This is a genomic window from uncultured Thiodictyon sp. (genome assembly GCF_903828115.1).
Lineage (GTDB): Bacteria > Pseudomonadota > Gammaproteobacteria > Chromatiales > Chromatiaceae > Thiodictyon.
In genome coordinates this window covers 1-16,465 of record NZ_CAIKKU010000633.1, presented here as the reverse complement: position 1 = coordinate 16,465, position 16,465 = coordinate 1, and the positions used below count along the sequence as shown (strand labels likewise).

At 65.6% G+C, this 16,465-nt stretch carries 18 protein-coding genes; 1 reads left to right on the top strand and 17 read right to left on the bottom strand.

Annotated elements, in window-relative coordinates; translation table 11 throughout:
- Positions 1–36: 36 nt before the first annotated feature.
- From QZY48_RS24130 to dsrA, 17 genes are all read right to left on the bottom strand, one after another.
- A complete protein-coding gene (locus tag QZY48_RS24130) occupies positions 37–1,113 on the bottom strand; it encodes a hypothetical protein (RefSeq protein WP_295435864.1) in 1,077 nt (358 codons plus the stop codon).
- Positions 1,110–1,658: a hypothetical protein gene (locus QZY48_RS24125; RefSeq protein ID WP_295435862.1), complete on the bottom strand. Its 549-nt coding sequence runs from the start codon at positions 1,656–1,658 to the stop codon at positions 1,110–1,112. Before QZY48_RS24125 ends, QZY48_RS24130 begins: the two co-directional genes overlap by 4 nt.
- 181 nt (positions 1,659–1,839) lie before the next feature.
- Positions 1,840–2,619, bottom strand: coding sequence for a hypothetical protein (locus QZY48_RS24120; RefSeq protein WP_295435859.1), 780 nt, complete (start codon positions 2,617–2,619; stop codon positions 1,840–1,842).
- A 359-nt stretch (positions 2,620–2,978) separates the two neighbouring features.
- Entirely contained in the window at positions 2,979–3,293 is a 315-nt protein-coding gene (locus QZY48_RS24115; RefSeq protein WP_295435857.1) for an iron-sulfur cluster assembly accessory protein, read from the bottom strand.
- Positions 3,294–3,374: 81 nt separating this feature from the next.
- A complete protein-coding gene (locus QZY48_RS24110; protein ID WP_295435856.1) occupies positions 3,375–4,766 on the bottom strand; it encodes a cobyrinate a,c-diamide synthase in 1,392 nt (463 codons plus the stop codon).
- 9 nt (positions 4,767–4,775) lie between these two features.
- A complete protein-coding gene (nrfD, locus tag QZY48_RS24105) occupies positions 4,776–6,038 on the bottom strand; it encodes an NrfD/PsrC family molybdoenzyme membrane anchor subunit (protein ID WP_295435854.1) in 1,263 nt (420 codons plus the stop codon).
- A gap of 224 nt (positions 6,039–6,262) precedes the next feature.
- A complete protein-coding gene (gene dsrO, locus QZY48_RS24100; RefSeq protein ID WP_295435852.1) occupies positions 6,263–7,057 on the bottom strand; it encodes a sulfate reduction electron transfer complex DsrMKJOP subunit DsrO in 795 nt (264 codons plus the stop codon).
- 2 nt (positions 7,058–7,059) lie between these two features.
- A complete protein-coding gene (locus QZY48_RS24095) occupies positions 7,060–7,557 on the bottom strand; it encodes a sulfur reduction protein DsrJ (protein ID WP_295435850.1) in 498 nt (165 codons plus the stop codon).
- Between the two features lie 31 nt (positions 7,558–7,588).
- The gene (locus QZY48_RS24090) at positions 7,589–9,553 is read right to left on the bottom strand and encodes an NAD(P)-binding protein (RefSeq protein WP_295435849.1); all 1,965 of its coding nucleotides are present in this window, start codon (positions 9,551–9,553) and stop codon (positions 7,589–7,591) included.
- A gap of 101 nt (positions 9,554–9,654) precedes the next feature.
- Entirely contained in the window at positions 9,655–11,235 is a 1,581-nt protein-coding gene (dsrK, locus tag QZY48_RS24085) for a sulfate reduction electron transfer complex DsrMKJOP subunit DsrK (RefSeq protein ID WP_295435847.1), read from the bottom strand.
- Between the two features lie 53 nt (positions 11,236–11,288).
- Positions 11,289–12,020 (bottom strand): respiratory nitrate reductase subunit gamma, encoded by a 732-nt coding sequence (locus QZY48_RS24080; protein ID WP_295435845.1) that lies wholly within the window; start codon positions 12,018–12,020, stop codon positions 11,289–11,291.
- Between the two features lie 81 nt (positions 12,021–12,101).
- Entirely contained in the window at positions 12,102–12,440 is a 339-nt protein-coding gene (locus QZY48_RS24075; RefSeq protein ID WP_100921135.1) for a TusE/DsrC/DsvC family sulfur relay protein, read from the bottom strand.
- A gap of 36 nt (positions 12,441–12,476) precedes the next feature.
- Positions 12,477–12,785: a sulfurtransferase complex subunit TusB gene (gene tusB / locus QZY48_RS24070; RefSeq protein WP_295435842.1), complete on the bottom strand. Its 309-nt coding sequence runs from the start codon at positions 12,783–12,785 to the stop codon at positions 12,477–12,479.
- Positions 12,786–12,794: 9 nt separating this feature from the next.
- Positions 12,795–13,205 carry a sulfurtransferase complex subunit TusC gene (gene tusC / locus QZY48_RS24065; RefSeq protein WP_295435840.1) on the bottom strand — a complete coding sequence of 137 codons (411 nt, stop codon included), beginning with the start codon at positions 13,203–13,205 and terminating at the stop codon, positions 12,795–12,797.
- Between the two features lie 13 nt (positions 13,206–13,218).
- Positions 13,219–13,611, bottom strand: a complete 393-nt coding sequence (tusD, locus tag QZY48_RS24060) for a sulfurtransferase complex subunit TusD (RefSeq protein ID WP_295435839.1) — start codon at positions 13,609–13,611, stop codon at positions 13,219–13,221.
- Positions 13,612–13,625: 14 nt separating this feature from the next.
- The gene (dsrB, locus tag QZY48_RS24055) at positions 13,626–14,696 is read right to left on the bottom strand and encodes a dissimilatory-type sulfite reductase subunit beta (protein ID WP_295435838.1); all 1,071 of its coding nucleotides are present in this window, start codon (positions 14,694–14,696) and stop codon (positions 13,626–13,628) included.
- Between the two features lie 82 nt (positions 14,697–14,778).
- Positions 14,779–16,032, bottom strand: coding sequence for a dissimilatory-type sulfite reductase subunit alpha (gene dsrA, locus QZY48_RS24050; protein WP_295435836.1), 1,254 nt, complete (start codon positions 16,030–16,032; stop codon positions 14,779–14,781).
- On the opposite strand from dsrA, the gene QZY48_RS24045 reads away from it, so the two are divergent.
- A complete protein-coding gene (locus tag QZY48_RS24045; RefSeq protein ID WP_295435866.1) occupies positions 15,965–16,387 on the top strand; it encodes a hypothetical protein in 423 nt (140 codons plus the stop codon). The genes dsrA and QZY48_RS24045 overlap by 68 nt on opposite strands.
- The last annotated feature ends 78 nt before the right edge of the window (positions 16,388–16,465 follow it).

Below are 16,465 nucleotides of genomic sequence, written 5' to 3'. Positions count from 1 at the left end.
GTGTACGCTTGCCCCGTCTGTTGTTCGCAGGTTACCCTACTCCGCAACGGGACCAACACTCGATACGGGCGGGCGGCTAACCCTTACCCGACCGGGACTTTCACCCGGCAAGAGACGCCGAGCTTTGCTCGGCGCGATGACTTCGAGCGAAAACGCATCGGCCGCGGCGAGACAGGTGCCGCTCGGACAGTGGCGCGGGGAGCGATCACCGTTGCGGTGTGCCACGCCGCAGTCGGCCCCAAAGGTCACCGGCAGCGACCCCCAGCAGCGCTCGATGACGGCGGGGTCCGCGGACAGGCGCGAGCAAGGTCCCGACAGCATGGAATAGAGGATCAGCAGGCCGCCGAGCAGGAGCGTCATCAAGGCGGCCGCCAGCCGGGGCTTGCGCCAACCGGGGCGCAGCACGGGTTTGCTCCAGTCCAGTGCGCCGGTAACCGCCCCGCGCCGCTTGCGCAACCAGCCGCGCCAGGGCGACGGGAACAGGTTTGGTCCCGGCTCGGAATGCGCCTCCGGGGGCCAGCCCGACCCCATCTCCGCCAGGGTCGCCACCCCCACACACTGGAGACCTGACGCGATCAAGCCCTGCAGCAGGCGCTGCTCCTCACTGGTCAGGGCCGCCAGATGCTCCCGCGCCAGGACCAGCAGCGCCGCCGCCTGGGGTCGCTGTGCCAGCGCGTGCGCCAACGCCGCGAGCTTCTCGGCCATCCGCCCGACCGGGACGACCGCGCCGTCACGCTTGACCTGGCCACTGGCGATCAGGTTGCGGCCCGCGAGCCGGGGGAGGCAGCCGCGGGCCAGCTTGTCCGCGAGCACGAGCGCCAGGGTGTAACTCGCGCCGCAGACCTGGGCCCCCTCGGCCACCACCAGTTCGACCATGAGCTGGCCGTCGGGAACCGCCGGCCGACAGCCGCCGCACAGGCGTTCGGTCCGGATGGCGGCCTCGATCTCCTCGTCCTTGCGCAGTTCATGGGCCGTGGGCCCGGCCAGGGTCATCCGCGTGTAATACCCCGGCTGACCCCAATCGATGACGCGCACCGCCGCCAGGCCGTGCTCGCGGTCACCGGCCAGCGGGAAATGGACCAAGGCATGGCGGGGTCCTGGCTCTCTGGTCACTGCGGGACCAGTTCCAGACGGACGCGATGGACCCGTTGCCACAGGGGTTCGGCGCGTTGCCAAAAGCCCACCAGTTCGCCGTAGGCATCCGGGTGTCCGGCCAGCCAGACCAGGCCCTCGCTATCGACCAGTTGGAAGCCGCCGGGGGTCGTGACGATGAGCGCCGGCGCGACCGCCACGGTAATGCGCCAGGCCCGGCCATCCAGGTCGGCCGGGATCAAGGCGATGCTGTAGTGCTCCCCCACCAGGTGCAGGGGGCCGACCGCGGGGGTCTCGTCCGCCGCCGCCAGCAACTGGAGCGGCTGGGGGCCCAACCCCTGCACCTGCCAGGCGGCCAGTGAGCGCGCCCGCTCGCGGTGGCGCAGCCACGCCAGGCGGTCACGCGTGACGGCCGAGCGGGCCAACAGACGCCGCTGCGGCGGCGTCAAGGGCGCTCGAGCGTGCAGCACCGCGCCAAGGTGCTCGTCGTCAAGCCGCTGGGTGTCGTCGGGGTCCGCCGCCGCAATGGCATTGAGGACGTCTTGGATCAGTCGGCCCTTGTTCATGCTGTACTACCTCAGGACTCCAGATCGCGGCGCACCCAGGGGGCAATCTTGCGAACCCCGGCGGCGACGCGGTTGCGATGGGTCTGGCGGGTATGACCATAGCGCTCCTGAAAGGCGCGGTCGGACATGGGCGGCACCTCAACCCGGTACTCCAGGATCAGGGCGGCCCGCTCGGCTGGTGTCAGTCCCGCGGGGCTGTCCGGGTGATCGATGTAATAGTCGATGGTAGTACCCAGATCGCCCGGCAGTTGCGCGGCCAGGCCGGATCATCCTGCATCTCTCCTATATCCAGGTGGGGTAGGAAGGCATAAAGATAAGCGAGCACGCCATCGACCGTGGCGATGTCGTCGAGCGCGGGACCGGCACCTGGACGCTGCGACTGCGAGAGGACGGCGGCCGCGAGCCACGCGGGGTCCTCCAGCCGCCGCAAGGTCCAGACGCGCTCGGGGCCCGTCAGATCGACCGCCGCCCGCTCCAGGTCGCGGCGCACCCGGGCGAGCAGGCGCTGGATGCGCACCCAGTTACGCAACCGGTGCTGCCCGGTGGGGCCGTCGATCTCGAATCGCGCCTCGTAGAAATAGTGCGACAGGGTCTGCCAGAGGATCGCCCGGGCCCGCGCGTCCTCACCCTGGCCCCAGGCGGCGCAGAGCGCAGCGAGGCTGCGCGCGAGCTGCCCGGCCAGCCGCGGCGGGCTGTGGAAGAGGCGCAGGCACTGCGCCCAACACGAATCCGCCCCCGGGCCATCCTCACCGAGCCGCGCGGCGCGGATGCGCCCCTCCAGGTCCAGCCCTACATGACGGGTGATCCAGGTCTCGACTGATGCCGCCAGGTGCGCCGGATCGCGGCCGACGCAGCCATCGCAGATCGCATCCAGCAAGACCTGGGCGTGGGTGACGACACAGACGCGGTGCAGCCGACGCTTGTAGTCGCGCCATTGACCCTGCAGGAAGTCGTAAACCATCTGCGTAGCTCCCGTCCCGGGCGAGTGTCCGCACGGTCGCTGCGCGTAGGGCCCCGAACGGGGTGACGCCGTGCCATGTCGACAGCAAGGTGTTATTTTCCCAGTAGTTATTTTTTTAGAGCAACCGCGCGCGCCATCCGAAGCGCGCTACGGACGACCGTCCTGAGGATCAGGATACCTTGCGACGCGGGGCCGTCAAGGGGGTCTTGATCATAATTCCGGCCGCTGGCCCGTACGGCGCAGAGCGCGTGACACCGCTGGCGAGATTGGGCAAACGCAAACGATGGGTTTCGCTGCGCTCTACCCAGTCCTACGGGACTGGAGCAATGTCGCGAGAGCGGTACCGGCGAGCGCTCGCCTCAGTCCTCGGTCGGCGGCTGGTAGCCGGGGTCTTGGGGGTTGAGGAAGATGAAATGGAACTGTCCCGGCGCGAGTTCGACATAGTCCATGGTCGCCTGATTGAGCAGCGGCACCTGCTCCGGGGTCATCACGACCTCGATCCCTCCGCACTTGATGCGGATGTCGTCCTCGGTCGCCTCATCGAACCCGATCCGGTAATCGAAGGTCCCGTCGGGCTGCCGCTGGGCCGCCAGGCGCAACGCCAGGCCCTCGGCCCCGCCCTGCTGCGCAGCCACCTGGACCTGCGCCGCCGCCGCTACGGTCAGTGTGAACATGTCCGCACCTCTATTTCTTATTTGCGTTCATTTGCGTTCATTTGCGGACGAATCCTTCTCCTGGTAAGGCCGGAACCGGGATCAAGCGCCCAAACACCGGCGCACATGGGCAAGAAAGCGCCCCGTCCAGTTCAGTCCACCCACGTCGCGCAGGTGGGCGTAGCTTGCAAGCAGATTGCCCTGCACGACCCCGTCGCGGCGCCCGTCGATGCCGACGCCGCGCAGGACTTCATAAGCGTAGGTCCAGTCCGGATCGGGCGCAACCACGGCGGAGTGGTGAAACTCGTGGGCTTGGACCTCGCGGGGTGCGGCACCCGGCGCCGACGCAGGCCACGGAAAGGCGGCCGTCTCGCGCAGACTCACATAGCCCCGGCCCTGGGGCCTTACCTGCATCTGCACCTCGGCCGCCAGTGCGCCGACCATGGCGCGCCGCTCCTCGCCCCACCGCAGGCCCCGGCACAGATACATGAGGCCCCCGCACTCGGCGTAGACCGGGGCACCCCGTGCGATGAGGTCAGCGATCCCCTCGCGCATGGTACGGTTGGCCTCCAGTTCCGTCATCCGATACTCCGGAAAGCCGCCGCCCAGGAAGAGTGCATCGACGGCGGGCGGTTCGGGGTCATCCACCGGGCTGAAGGCCACCAGTTCCGCCCCGCCCGCGGCCAAGGCGCGCAGGTCGTCCGGGTAATAGAAGCCGAAGGCCGCGTCCCGGGCGATGCCGATGCGCACCGGCGCCCCGCTTGGAGGAGGTGCCGCGGGGTAGCGCGATGCGGCTGATGCCTGGGGCGGCGGCGCCCCCTCGGCCAGCGCGAGGAGGCGGTCCAGATCCAGCGCGTCCGCCACCCGGCGGTGGATACGCTCGATCCAGACTTCGGCCTGCGCGGACTCGTTGCTCGGCATCAGGCCCAAATGGCGCTCGGCGATGGTCAGGGACTCGTCACGCGGCAGGACGCCCAGCACCGGCAGGTCCGTGTAATGCTCCAGGGCCCGGATCAGGTTACCGGCGTGACGGCTGCTCGCCACCTTGTTCAGTACCACCCCGCCCAGATGCAGGTCCGGATCGAAGGCGCGATAGCCGAGCAGCAGGGGTGCGATCCCGCGGGCCATCCCATGGCAGTCGATGACCAGCACGACCGGGGCACCCAACTGCTTGGCCAGCGCGGCATTGCTGTTGGCACCGAGCAGGTCGGTGCTGTCATAGAGCCCGACGTTGCCCTCGATCAACCCCAGGTCGCAGCCCGCGCTCTCCCCGGCAAAGGCGGCGCTGATCTCACCGCGCCCCATGGTATGGAAGTCGAGATTGCAGCAGGGCCGCCCCGCCGCCAGACCCAACCACAGGGGGTCGATGAAGTCCGGCCCCTTCTTGAACGGCTGCACGCGCAGCCCACGGTCGCGAAAGGCGCGACAGAGTCCGATGGAAACGGTGGTCTTACCCGAGGACCGGTGGGCGGCGGAGATATAGAGATGGGCCATCGGCCGGGGCTAACCGGGCGATATCTCATCGATTGAGAAGCGCCTCAATGCACCGGACCCGACCGGCGCGGACGCCTCGGGGTCCGCCAGCGATTCGGGCAGGAACTGGAGCACCCGCACGCCCACAGCCGTGATGACCAGGGCCACCGCCACCCCGCCCAGGCCGAGCAGGACCTCCGGGACACTCGGGTGATAATGCGCGACCCCGGCCCTGAGGCCATCGACGACCCCGGACGCGACGACGGTATGACCCGGGAATATCTGCAACGGGTAGACCTGGCTGCCGATGAGGATCACATACAGGGCCGCGAATCCGCCCAGGATCACCAGCGCGCAGGCCGCGACGATCCAGCGGCGATCCCGCCCCAGCACCGGGTGCCAGATGATCCCCAGCGGCACCAGGGTACCGAGCAGGACCCAGCCGACCCAGGCCGTAAAGGAGTAGATCCCACCGCGCAAGAGCACCCAGCCGACCAGGTCATAGTTCTTGGCGCCATAGAGCTTGGTCAGGTAATAGACCAGGGTGAAATACAACACCGCCGCGACGAAGACGCCAAGCAGGTTCTTGAGTCGCTGCAGCAGCAGGTCGCCGATGGGCCGCGCGTCTTGCGCGCAACTGAAGATCAGCACCAGCAGGAAGATGGCGAGCCCGTAGGCGAGCGACATGATGACGAACATCGGCGCCAGAAAGGCGGTATCGAAGGCCTGTCGGGCCACCAGGAAACCGAAGATGGAGCCGGTCGCGGTGGTGAGCGCCAGCCGCCACACGAAGGCCAGCACCCCGATCGACTGCTTGAAGGGCGCGCCCATCCGGTCGGCCATACTCCACAGATAGGCGATGACCAGCACGACGAAGCCCGTATAGAGATAGATATTCCACGCGAAGATCGAGCGGAAGTTGTAGTGGGTCATGGCCACCAGGAGTCGATCCGGGCGTCCCAGGTCGAGCACCAGGATCAGGAGCCCGCCGATCAGGAGCGCGACCGCGAGCAGTCCGGACAGGCGCCCCAGGGGCAGATAGGCGCCCTTGTTGAAGACGGTCCCGACCGAGGCGACGTTAATGGCCCCGGAGGCGGCGAGGATCAGAAACACGGCAAACACATGGGGAACACCCCACACCACGCTGTTGCTCATCCCCGTGACCCAGTGCCCCTCGTGCTCCAGGTAGAGCGCTGCCAGACCACCGAGCCCGACGACCGCCGCCAGGATGCCCAGGATGCCCCAGTAGCGGGCCGGCGGGATACGCCACTCGCGATAGACGATTCGCTTCATGCCTTCAATCCCCCCGTGGGCCAAGTAACGAGTCAAGAACCAGTGAAACAGAATCGTCGTTGTCGTTGTCGTTGTCGTAATCGGATAAGCGATGCACTTTGGGGTACGAGAGAATCCGGGGCGCTAGGATAACCTCGATTACGACAACGACAACGACAACGACAACGAGGGTGGCGCTATAGGCAATCCCTAATGGAATTGTTTAACCTATTTGTGAACCGCTCCTAAACGCCCGCATAACGCACACCGGTATTGAGCTCCAGGTCCTCGCGGAGCTGGCGATTCGGCAGCCCCGTGAGCGCCTGGCTGATGGCGCTCCGCGGGTCCTTCAGATCGCCGAAGACGATGGCGTGATGACCGGCGTCGGCACAGGCATCCGCACAGGCGGTGGATGGCGCCCCCTGGTCGCGGCGGCTGACACAGAGGTTACAGCTCTCCACACACCCCTTGCCGCGCGGGACCCTGGTCAGTTGATCGTGCGTCACCTCATGGATGAAGCTGCGCGCCTGGTAGGGGCAGGCCATCATGCAGTAGCGGCAGCCGATGCAGGTATGCCGATCCACCAGCACGATCCCGTCCGCACGCTTGAAGGAGGCCCCGGTCGGACAGACGTCCACGCAGGGCGGGTGTTCGCAGTGCTGGCACATCATGGGCAGGTTGGTCACCCGCCCGGTCAGGTCGTCCGCCAGCTTGACCTTGCGAATCCACACCGCCTTCTGGTCGGCCCAGGCGCGCCCTGATTGGCCCGCGGGCCGCGTCTGGAGATCGAGCCCGTTTTCCCGATCGCAGGCATCCACGCAGGCGCGACAACCCTCGGCGCACTTGCTGGTGTCGATCAGCAAGCCCCACCGCACGCGGTCGGTGACCGGCCCGGAGCGCTGCGCGCCGGGGGGCGCGGCACTGGGGAGCGCGGCGGCGTGCAGGACGAGCCCGGGCGCCACGACCGCGGTCGTCACCCCGACGGCGACGCCGAGCAACGCACGACGCCCCTGATCGATGCCCTCTGGTGGGTGTTTCATCATCACTGACCCTGCCCTTCGCGGGCGCTGCGGACCGACCCGTCGGCGTTACCCCGCCCGCGCCCTTGTTGCGTCGCCGCGTCCAGGGCCGACTGGGCCGATTCGCTCAACGGGCCACCCTTGGGCACCCCGTCGTGACAATCGAAACAGTTGACCTTCACGGCGGCGAATTCGTGGCAGGAACGACAGAACTGATGTTCCGCGTTCACGGCCACCGGATGACCGTCGGACCCGGGGCCCACATGGCAGTCGATACAACCGGCGAGGCTGTGCCGGGTCCCGCGGATGCCCTGATAGACCGTGGCGTCACGCTGGTGCTGGATGAGATCCATATGGTGGCGACGCATGTATTGCGTGGGCTCCACGCAGGCGCCATGCGCGGCGGCCCGTGAGCCGGCCTTCACATAACCCTGCGCATCGCCCGCCAGGACCACCTGGGCGGCCAGGGCCCCGACCAGGGCCAGGGCCGCGAGAACCGCGCTGATCAAGGTTCTAGCCATCGACGCCTCCCGGACGCAGTGCGACGGACATTCACTCACCCAGGCCCATCTTGATATAGCCGGTAGGGCAGACATCCGCGCAGATGTGGCAGCCGATACACTTGGCATAGTCGGTCGCCACATAGCGGCCGGTGGTACGGCTGCCCTTGTCCACCCGGTAGACGGCACCTTGCGGGCAGAAGATCACGCAGTTGTCGCACTCGAAGCACATGCCGCAGGACATGCAGCGCTTGGCCTCGTCGATCGCCTCCGCCGCCGTGAGCCCGATCACCCGCTCCTTGAAGTGACCCAGTACCGCCTCGGCGCTCGGCACCTCCTCCTGGCGCAGGTGACGCGGGTGATAGTTGAAGTGGGCAAGGAACAACTCGTCTTGCCCAATCACCTCGGCGCCGGCGCGGTCCTCATAGTTGTGGATCGCATAGCTGCCGTCGCAGCTACCGCGCAGATCGCCCTGGTCCTGCACCTTGAACGGCGTCGGGGCCAAGTCGGCCTCGATGAGTTTTTCCAGCAGATTGAAGTGATGGACATCGACCTTGGGCCGGCGACGCTGCTCGACGCGGCGCAGATAGGCATCGATGGAGTCGGCCGCGACCCAGGCCGCACCGATGGCGGTGGTCAGCAGGTGCGGGCGGATGATATCGCCGGCAACGAAGTGACCAGGCCGGTTCGGCACTTGGAAGAGCTTGTCGGCGTTGATGAACCCGCGGCCGTTGTCCAGTGCCGCGAGCCCGGTCAGGTCCCCGCCCTGGCCGATGGCGGACACGATCAGGTCCGCCAGGAGGACCCGTTCGGTCCCCTCCACCTGCACCGGACGCCCGTCGGTCATCCGGCAGTCGGCGACTTTCAGCCCGGTGGCCCGGCCGTCGGCCCCCAGCAACACCTCCAAGGGCATGACGCCATCGAGGATGGTGACGCCCTCATAGGTGGCGTCGTGCACCTCGTGCTCGGAGGCGGTCATCGCCTCCCGCGTGAAGAGCGAGGTCAGGGTGACGTGGGCGCCCTCGGCCGCTGCGGCCAGGGCCGAATCGTGGGCCACATAGCCGTCGCGCACCACCGCCTCCGGCAGGGCGCCCGGCCCGGTCTTGGTGCTATGGCCCAGGCGGCGCGCCACCGACACCACATCGATGGAAGTGTCGCCACCGCCGACGCAGACCACCCGCTCGGCGGTTACCTTCATCCGGCCCTCGTTGAAAGCCTTGAGGAAGGCCACGCCGGAGACACAGTTGGGGGTGCCGGCCCAGCCGGGCACCGGCAGTCCGCGTCCACTCTGGCAGCCGATCGCCCACAGGACAGCATCGAAGTCCTGTTCCAGGTCTGATAGTTGGACGTCCAGCCCCACCCTGGTCTTGAACCGCACCTCGATCTCGCCCAGGTCGAGAATCCGCTGGATCTCCGCGTCGAGCGTGTCGCGCGGGACGCGGTAGCCGGGGATACCGTAGCGGAACATCCCGCCCAGTCCCTCGTTCGCCTCAAAAATCGTGCAGGCGTGACCCATGCGGCGGAGTTGGTAGGCCCCCGCCAGGCCCGCCGGTCCGCCGCCGATGATGGCGACGCGCTTGCCGCTCAAGGCCGGGGCCGGGGCAAAGGCGTAGCCGTTGGCGATGGCGGTATCGCCCAAGAACTGCTCCACCGCGTTGATCCCGACGAAGTCCTCCAACTCGTTACGATTACAGCCCACCTGACAGGGGGCCGGACAGACCCGGCCCATCAGGGCGGGAAAGGGATTCGCGTCGCTCGCGCGCTGGAAGGCATATTCCTCCCAGGACACACCGGCCGGCGGCTTCTCCTGCTGCCGCACGATGGCGAGCCAGCCGCGGATGTCCTCGCCCGAGGGGCAACTGCCCTGGCAGGGCGGCGTCTTGTGGACATAGGTCGGACACTTATGGGAACTGTCCTGGGCAAAGATCTTGTCGGTCCAGGATTCCCATTCCTGCTGGCCGTCCACGTAGCGGCGCCAGGAGGGCTTGGTCTTCGTCTCGTTGCCGGGGGTCACCATCGAATGTCTCTCCTAACCAGTTAAACCCTGAGGGTTCTTATCACTGCGAAGCCCGGGTCGGCGCGCCGCGGCCGGCCCGGGTGTCAAGCTGCGGGCCGGGCTCAGTCCGCCGCATCCTCGTCCTCATCACCCGGCGTCGGTGCTGAATCGGTCGCGTCGTCGTCATCTTCATCCTCATCTCCATCGTCTGCCCCGGGGGTCAGCACGATGGCGTTGGACACCAGTTGGTGGAGACTCACGATCTGGTCCATCTCCATGCCATAGAAGGGCAGCACCTTGGTGAACTGGCTCTTGCAGATGGCGCAGATGGCGGCCATGTGCGTGACGCCCTTCTCCTGCATGACGTTGTTCAGGGCCTCCATCCGGGGCTTGGCACCCTTCACCCGCAGTTCGATCAGGTCATCGGTGAGCAGCCCGCCGCCGCCGCCGCAACAGAAGGTCCGGTCGCGGATGGTTTCCTCATCCATGTCGTAGAAGTGATTGCAGGTGGCGCGGATGATGGCACGCGGGATCTCGAACTGACCGCCGGGGGTGTCACCCATCCGTGAGGCCCGCGCCACGTTGCAGGAGTCGTGGTAGGTGAGGACCTTGTCGTCGTTCTGACCTTTATCGAACGTCAAGCGCCCCTGCAGGATCAGGTCATGGGTGAATTCGCAAATGTGTTGGGGCACCGGATAACGGGGGTCCAGAAAGTCCCAGGGACCGGCGAGCGTGTTCAGGAAACTGTAGCCGACGCGCCAGGCATGGCCGCACTCACCGAAAACGATGCGCTTGACCTTGAGCCGGATCGCCTCCTCACGGATCCGCTGACTGATCCGGCGCATATTCTCGTAGGAACCGATGAACATGCCGAAGTTGGCGGCCTCGGAGGCATAAGAACTGAAGGTCCAGGACACCCCCGCCTCGTGGAAGACCTTGCCATACCCGATGAGGCCGTCGACGTGCGGCTCGGCGAAAAAGTCCGCCGAGGGCGTCACCATCAGGATCTCGGCGCCCACCTGATCGATGGGATAGCGCACATGCACCCCGGTGTCGTCGAAGACATCCTCCTCGAGCCCCTCCAGCGTATCGATGAGGGCCGGACCGGGCAACCCCAGATTATTGCCGACCTTATAGACCTTGCCGATGATCTCATTGCAGTATTTCTGGCCGACACCGATGCAGTCCATGATCTCCCGCGCCGCCATGGAGATCTCGGCGGTATCGATGCCATAGGGGCAGAAGACCGAGCAGCGGCGACACTGCGAGCATTGATGGAAATAGCTGTACCATTCGTCGAGGACCTCGCGGGTCAGGTCCTGCGCCCCCACCAGGTTGGGAAACAGGCGGCCAGCCGGGGTGAAATACCGGCGATAGACCTTACGCATCAGGTCCTGGCGCCCAACCGGCATGTTCTTCGGGTCCTTGGTGCCCAGGAAATAGTGGCACTTGTCGGTGCAGGCGCCGCACTTGACGCACGCATCCAGATAGACCCGCAGCGAGCGATACCGGGTGAGGAGTTCCCCCATCTTCTCGATCGCCCGCTCCTGCCAGTTCTCGACCAGTTCTCCGGGAAATCCCAGGGGGGCCTGGAAGTCCGGCTTGGACAGAAAGGGGGCACTGCCGGCCATGGTGCCCGGCGTGACGGCGGGGACGTCCGGATACTGGCTCAGCACGGGGACTTCAAAGGTGGCCTTAGCCATGGTTCAACCTCGGGTGCGGACGTCTCAACCTGGACTCAAGTACCGTGCGCGGGTCACGGCCGTTCCAGGCGCGACGCCCAGGGGGCCAGCAGCCGGCGTTCCCGCGGGTCGTCCACCTGATTGCGCGTCGGACTGAAGAAGAGCCCGGGGGCGTGCAACAGCTTGCTGTAAGGAAAAATGATCATCAGGACCGCCACCATGGCCAGATGCAGGAGCAGTACGGGATCGGCGGGCAGGGGCCGCAGATCGAAATGGTAGAGGCCAAGAAAGAAGGTCTTGACCGACACGATGTCGGTATGGAGCAAGAAACTCATCAGGAGTCCGCTCGCCGCGATCAGGAGCAACAGCGCGAGCATCAGGTGATCCGCGGGCCTGGAAATGTAGCGCACCCGATCCACCAGAAAGCGCCGCGCCCACAGGCCGACGAGCCCGACGACCATGGCAAAGCCCGCGTAAATCCCGAACGGCTGAATAAACTCGATGACCGCCGGCACCGGGTTGAAGAAATAACGCAAATGGCGCAAGGTGACGAGGAAGAGCCCGAAATGAAACAGCCAGCCGAAGATCCAGGTCCACTTGTTGCCGCGAAACAGGCTCTCGAACAACACCACCTCGCGCGTCATCCGCAACACCACGCCGGTGCCGGTCGTCGGCGCCGGGGTGGTCGGGATCTTCAGCGGCGCCGGGGTGCGGCTGTACTGGACCACCTTGTAGGTCAGCCCGAAGACCAGGACCAGGGCGGCAAAATAAAACAGGAAGGCGTATAGACCCGTCAGAAACGGCATGTTTCCGCTACCTCAGTGGCACCTGTCGGGGACCGGGGGAGGACCACGGGCGTCGCCGCCCCCTCCCGCGGTGGGCGGCGGTCAGACGCAGCCGGTCGGCTTCGGCAGTCCGGCGAAGCGGCACGCCTGCTTGGCGGGCCCGTAGGGGAACAGGCTGTAGAGATACTTGCTGTTGCCCTTGTCCTTACCGAGCTTCTTACCCACCGCCTTGGTGAGCACACGAACGGCCGGGGCGATCTGATATTCCTCGTAATATTCGCGCAGGAAATTGATGATGTCCCAGTGCTCCTCGGTGAGTTCCAGGTTGTCCTGTTTGGACATCACCGTGGCGACGCCGGGCACCCACTCGTTCAGATTGGCCAGATAGCCCTCTTCATCGACGGCCAGTTGTTTGCCGTCGACATCGATCATGTCAGCCATTGCGATTCTCCAGAGCGTTAAATAAGTTGAACGAAACTACAGCCAGGCCTGAACCTTCGCGCTGGCGGCGGCAAGGTCCACGAAGCCGACATAATCCACGACGCCGATCCCGGGGATCAGGCGCCCTTCGGCGAAGCCCCGGGCCTTGAGATCAGGACCCAGCACGTAGATCTTAACCGTTTTGAGGGCGTCCTTGACCAGGGCCGCGGCGCTGGTGTCGCACAGCGCCGCGTAGACGCCGTCCTCGATCAGCAGCACGGCGGCACCCGGTGCCGCGAATTTCAAGCAAGAATCCAGTGATGTCCGCTCGAAGGGTGATTTGTTGACGGTGTGCAGGATGCTCATGAGACCCTCTTAGAAACTGAAGACCACGTCGGCCTCTGCCATCAGCTCGCAACCGCGGGCCCGGTCGATCACCGTGACGATGTTCTCCACCTCTTCCTCGGTGTCGACATCCTCCCAGGCGATCCGCACCAGGTCGTCGGCGCTGAGTCCGCGCGCCGCGAGCGAGTCGTGATCGACGTAGACGTTCTTGACCTCATAGTCACCCAGGGTCCGGTAGGTCGGGGAGAAGTTCTTCATCCCGATCCCGCTCGGGTCCTGCCCCTTGACGAGTTGGTAGACGCCGTCGTCCATGAACATCAGACTCACCACCTGGTCGAAGGCGGCACCGATCAGGACCACCTCCAGGGACTCCCAGGCGTAGATGGTTCCGTACGGGGCCTTGCGGTTCAGATACAGGAATTTTTTGACGATTTCCGACATCGCTTGAGCCCCTTCAGTCGCCGAAGACGACGAGACGGTCGGCTTGAATGGCCGCCTCGACCAGTTGACCCAGGCCGGAGATCCGAAACCGGGGATGGAGATTCGTCGCGTCCTTCCCGTTGCGACTCGCCTCCCCCTCGTCCACGATCCCGCGACGCTGCGCGGCGGCCACACAGACCACCAGGTCCAGGCTGTACTGCTCGGCCAGCGCCGCCCACCGGTTGACGATATGACGGTCGTCCTGGGGGGGCGTCGTCAGCCGGGTGGCGTTGTTTACGCCGTCATGATAGAAAAAGACCCGGAACACCTCATGCCCCTTCTCCAACGCCGCCTTGGCGAACCAGTAGGCGGTGTCCGAAGCCTGGTGCTGATAGGGTCCTTCATTGATCTGCAGTGCGAACTTCATGGCGGCCTCGACCATCAGAAGCGGATATAGGACGAGCTGTTGAAGCTCGCACGGGCGCCACGCCAGGTATCGATGTGATACTTGGTGAACGGCAGGTCCACCTCTTCAAAGAAGCGCGGCCAGCCGATGCGCTCGATCCACTCGTTGATGCGCTCCCAATCGCGCGCCCCCTCCTTGTAGGCCTTGAGGATCCGCTTGACGATGCCGGTCGCCTCCGGCCAGCGCGGCGGATTGTTGGGGATACCGGCCGCCACCAGTTTCTGGAAGCTCGGCTTGCCGCGGGCATTGGAATGATTGCCGCCCACCCAGATCGCGAGCTTGGAGTGCTCGGGGTCGTTGATCTGCATCGGCGGGCAGGGCGGATAACAGGCCCCGCAGCAGATACACTTGCGCTCGTCGACCTCCAGGGACGGCTTGCCGTTGACCATCGCCGGGCGGATGGCCGCGACCGGACAGCGGGCCACGACGGTGGGTCGCTCACAGACGTTCGCCACCAGATCGTGATTGATCCGCGGCGGCTTGGTGTGCTGCACATTGATGGCGATGTCGCCCTGCCCGCCGCAATTGATCTGACAGCAGGAGGTGGTGATATGCACCCGGTTGGGCATGTTGGTATTGCGGAACTCGTCGATGAGTTCGTCCATCATCGACTTCACCACCCCGGAGGCATCGGTGCCGGGGATGTCGCAGTGCAGCCACCCCTGGGTGTGGGAGATCATCGCCACCGAGTTCTGGGTACCGCCGACCACGAAGCCGGCGGCCTCCAGGGCGGCGATCAGCGGCGCCACCTTGGCCTGGCCGGCGACCAGGTATTCGATGTTCGAGCGCAAGGTGAAATGGACATGGCCATCGGCGAACTCGTCGCCGATGTCGCACAGCTTGCGCAGGGTGAAAAGGTCCAGGATGCGCTGGGTGCCGGCCTTGACGGTCCAGATCTCGTCGCCGCTATAGGCGACATGGCGCAGCACGCCGGGGCGCGGGTGCTCGTGGTATTTCCACTGACCGAAATTCTTGCGCATCACGGGATGCATGTACTGCCAGGGGTCCGGGCAGCCGGATTCAATCGGCTCGCGCGTGTCTGCCATTGCCTGTCCTCCAGTCGATCAGCTAATCATTCAGGGACCCGCACCCACGGCGGCGGGCGACGGGTCCGGTAGTTATCGTAAATCAGCGTCCGGCCGCGGCCTGACCCTGGTACCAGGCCTGCGCTGCCGCGTCCCACTCATCCATCCGGATGTAGGAGGACTGGCGGGGATGGCTCAGCATGTTCGGGTCAGGCGCGATCCCGATGCCCTCCAGAAAGTTCGCGAGCCCGATGCGCTCGATCATCTCGCCGCAGCGCTCGTGCTCCAGCCCGTTTTCGGCCCAGAATTCGATGATGGTCTCGGCCAGTTCGACCAGCGAGGCATAATCGTCCTCGGTCTCCAGCTTCTTGAAGGGGACCACGACGGTACCCATCAGGTCGCCGATCTTGAGCGTGCGCTTGCCGCCGATCAGGATGGTCACACCCTTGTCGTCGCCGGGGTGCAGGGCCTTGGGCATCACGTTCAGACAATGCATGCAGCGCACGCAGTTGCGGTTGTCGACCTTCAGGGTGGCGTCGTCATTCAGGACCAAGGCCTGGGTCGGGCAGCGGCTGATGACGTTGTCGAGCACAGACTGCCGCCCCTTCTCCGCGACGTAGCTCTGGACCTCGGCCTGGTCGACCTTCATGTCGTCGCGCCAGGTGCCCAGGACGGCGAAGTCCGAGCGCTCGATGGCGTTCTGGCAGTCGTTGGCACAGCCCGAGACCTTGAACTTGAACTTGTAGGGCAGCGCCGGGCGATGCACGTCATCGACGAAGCGGTTGACCAGGGTCCGATGGGCCTTCAGCTCGTTGGTGCAGGACATCTCGCAGCGGGCTGCGCCGACGCAGGACATGGCGGTACGCACGCAGGGACCAGCCCCGCCCAGGTCCCACCCGTAGGCGTTGATCTCATCGAAAAACGGCTGGGTATTCTGGGTATCGGCACCGATGAACATGATGTTGCCGGTCTGACCATGGAAGGTGATCAGGCCGGAACCGTATTTCTCCCAACTATCGGCCAGTTGCCGCAGCATGGCGGTCGTATAATGGTTACCGGCCGGGGGTTGAACGCGCAGGGTGTGGAATTCCTTCGACTCCGGGAAGGCCCGGGCCACCTCCGAGAAGCGTGGAATGATGCCGCCGCCGTAGCCCAACACCGAGACGGTACCGCCCTTCCAGTAACCCTTGCGGGTTTCATAGGAATGCTCCAACTGGCCCAGCAGGCTGTTGGACATGTTGTTGATCCGCGGATCGGGATGCTGATCACGCAGACGCTTGATGCCGGAAATGAAACTCGGCCAGGGCCCGGTTTCCAACTGGTCCAGCATCGGTGTGCTGTGTTTATCGATCGCCATTGCGCTGTCTCTCCTGATCGGATCATTCAATTCGGGGACGCCCGCCGCGGCGCGGCAGGCGAGCGACGGCCCGCACCGGCCGGTGGCCAGGGTCTGCTACGACGGGTCAGCCCAGATCATCGACGACGGGCCCGGCGGTCGTTGTGGTTGCCGTGGTGCCGGGTACCGCGCGTCGGACGCCAAGTCGCCGGTGGTCACGGACCGGCCCTTATCCTTTACCAGGGTGAGGGTTAGCGGCACCGTTCTTTCCCTGGTCAGGGGGAAAGCGACCGAACTGGTGCCGCTGCGGGTGTCCTCCGGCGTGTTGCGGCAGCTGGGCGTCTTGCAATTGCGGATGGATGTTACCCACGGGTGACACGTCAGTCAACAGTTACTAATATACTCACATCCTAACGTACGCCCCCGCCGGTAAATTCCCGCTCGGGGGCACGGG